The 3,138-nt window shown below is 72.8% G+C and carries 1 protein-coding gene; it reads left to right on the forward strand.

The features are described 5' to 3' along the window. Window positions 1-3,138 (forward strand): type I polyketide synthase (locus tag ACH34R_RS44005; RefSeq protein ID WP_397567604.1); only part of this gene is annotated, 3,138 nt, incomplete at both ends.

The raw sequence follows: 3,138 nt of genomic DNA on the forward strand, positions 1-3,138 counted from the left end.
TGGAGGTGTCGGGTCCGGCGCGGTTGCCGTTCGTGTGGGAGCGGGTGTCGGTGGTGGCGTCGGGGGCGACGTCGGTGCGGGTGTGGTTGCGGCCGTCGGCGGATGGGTTCTCGGTGGTGCTGGCCGATGGTGAGGGCGGCCCGGTGCTGTCGGCCGAGTCCGTCGTGATGCGGCCGATGCCGCGCGACTTCGACATCGACCGGGTACCGCTGCTCCAGGTCCAGCACGTCCCGGTGGAACCGCCGGAGGCCGAGCCGGTGTCCGTGACGGAGATCCGGGGCGTCGAGGACCTGCCCGCCGCCACCCAGGAGCCGGTGTTCGTGCTCAACGCCACGGACGCCGCCGGAGTCCTGGGTGTGCTTCAGCCGTGGCTGGATGACGAGCGGTTCGCGTCGTCGCGGCTGGTGGTGGTGACGAGCAACGCCGAGTTCGATCCGGCGCAGGCGGCGGTGTCCGGGCTGGTGCGCTCGGCGCAGGCCGAGCACCCCGGACGGCTGCTGCTCGTCGACACCGACGGCGAGGCGGTTCGCGACCGCACGGCGGCCCTGCTCGCGCTGGACGAGCCGGAGGTTGTGCTGCGTGGGGGTGGGGTGCTGGTTCCGCGGTTGCGGCGGGTGTCGGCGGGCGGGTCGGTGTGGTCGCCGGATGATGTGGTGTTGATCACGGGTGGGACGGGTGCGCTGGGTGGGGTGGTGGCCCGGCATCTGGTGGTGGCGCATGGGGTGCGGCATGTGGTGTTGGCCGGTCGGCGGGGCGGGTCGGCTCCGGGTGTGGACGGGCTGGTGGCGGAGCTCGCGGATGCGGGTGCGCGGGTGGAGGTGGTGGCGGCTGATCTGTCGGTGCGGGAGTCGGTGGCCGCGTTGTTGGATGCGTATCCGGTCACGGCGGTGGTGCATGCGGCGGGGGTTTTGGACGACGGGGTGGTCGGTTCGCTGGATGCGGGGCGGTTGGCTCGGGTGTTCGGGCCGAAGGTGGATGCGGCGCGGTATTTGGATGAGTTGACGCGGGATCGGGATCTGACCGCGTTTGTGGTGTTCTCCTCGGCGGCGGGGGTGTTGGGGACGGCGGGGCAGGGGAGTTACGCGGCGGCGAATGCGGCGTTGGATGCGGTGGCGCGGTCGCGCCGGGCGGCTGGGTTGGCTGCGACGTCGATCGCGTGGGGGGTGTGGGGTCAGGCCGGGGGGATGGCCGGTGAGTTGTCGGCGGTGGATCGGGCACGGCTGGCCCGTTCGGGGCTGGCGGCGTTGGACACGGCGGACGCGCTGGCCATGCTCGACGCCGCCGCGGCGGGTGAGGCGGCGACCTACGTGGCCGCACGTCCGGACACCGCCGCCTTCCGCGACCGCGAGATCCCGCCGCTCATGCGGGAACTGGTCCGTCCGTCGCTGCGCCGGGCCCAGGGCGGTCACGCGCAGGCGGAGGCCGGTACGGCCGCGCACTCGCTGACGGCGGTCCCCACCGAGGAGCGGGCCGGTGCAGTACTGGCCCTCGTGCGCGAACACGTCGCGCATGTGCTCGGGCACCAGAGCGCCCGGTCGATCGACACCGGCAAGGCGTTCCAGGACCTCGGCTTCGACTCGCTCACCGCGGTCGAGCTGCGCAACCGGCTGAACACCGCGCTCGACCTGCGCCTTCCGGCGACCCTGGTCTTCGACCACCCGACCGCCGACGCGCTCGCCGCCCACCTGCTGGAGCGGATGTTCGACGACGTCGCTCAGCCCGCCGCCGAGCCCGCGTCCGTGCCTGTGGCGCAGTCCGTGGACGAGCCGATCGCGATCGTGGGGATGAGCTGCCGTTATCCCGGCGGGGTGGAATCGCCGGATGACCTGTGGCGGCTGGTCGCCGAAGGCCGGGAAGGGATCAGTGACTTCCCCGATGACCGGGGCTGGGATCTGGCGAACCTGTTCGACGACGACCCCGACAGCCATGGGCACAGCTACGTCCGCTCCGGCGGATTCCTGCGGAACGCGGGTGAGTTCGACGCCGGCTTCTTCGGGGTGTCCCCCCGTGAGGCCGTGGCGATGGACCCGCAGCAGCGCTTGTTGCTGGAGACGACCTGGGAGGGACTGGAGGGGGCCGGGCTGGACCCGGCGGTGTTGCGCGGCAGCCGGACCGGGGTGTTCGTCGGTGTGATGTACGGCGACTACGGCTCGCGGCTGCGGCAGGTCCCCAAGGACATGGAGGGGTACATCGGCAACGGCAGCGCGCCGAGTGTCGCGTCCGGCCGGGTGTCCTACACGTTCGGTTTCGAGGGCCCGGCGATGACGGTTGACACGGCCTGCTCCTCCTCCCTGGTGGCGCTGCACCTGGCGGTGCAGGCGCTGCGCCGTGGCGAGTGCACGCTGGCCGTGGCCGGCGGCGTGACCGTCATGTCCACGCCCGTGGCGTTCGTGGAGTTCAGCCGCCAGCGCGGGCTGGCCGCCGACGGGCGGTGCAAGTCGTTCTCCGCCGCCGCCGACGGCACGGCGTGGGGCGAGGGCGTCGGGATGCTGGTGCTGGAGCGGTTGTCGGACGCGCGGCGTAACGGCCATCAGGTGCTGGCGGTGGTGCGCGGGTCGGCGGTGAATCAGGACGGCGCGTCCAATGGGCTGACCGCGCCGAACGGTCCCTCCCAGCAGCGGGTGATCCGGGCGGCGCTGGCGGACGCGGGGCTGTCTCCGGCCGAGGTGGACGCGGTGGAGGCGCACGGCACCGGTACCCGGCTGGGCGACCCGATCGAGGCGCAGGCGTTGCTGGCGACCTACGGCCAGGGCCGTGAGACGCCGCTGCTGCTCGGCTCGTTGAAGTCCAACATCGGTCACACGCAGGCCGCCGCCGGGGTGGGTGGTGTGATCAAGATGGTGCAGGCCATGCGGCACGGAATGTTGCCCAAAACCCTGCACGTCGATGAGCCGACGCCGCACGTGGACTGGAGTGCGGGCGACGTGGCCCTGCTCACCGAGGCGACGGCCTGGCCGTCGGTGGACCGGCCCCGCCGTGCGGGCGTGTCGTCGTTCGGGGTCAGCGGCACCAACGCGCACGTGGTGCTGGAGCAGGCCCCCGACCAGCCCGTGACCGAACCCGAGCCGGTGGACGGCCCGCTGCCGGTGGTGCTCTCGGCGCGGGATGCGGCGGGTTTGGCGGGGCAGGCGGCGCGGT

The sequence above is a fragment of the Spongiactinospora sp. 9N601 genome, assembly GCF_044326295.1.
Classification (GTDB): Bacteria; Actinomycetota; Actinomycetes; order Streptosporangiales; family Streptosporangiaceae; genus Spongiactinospora; species Spongiactinospora gelatinilytica.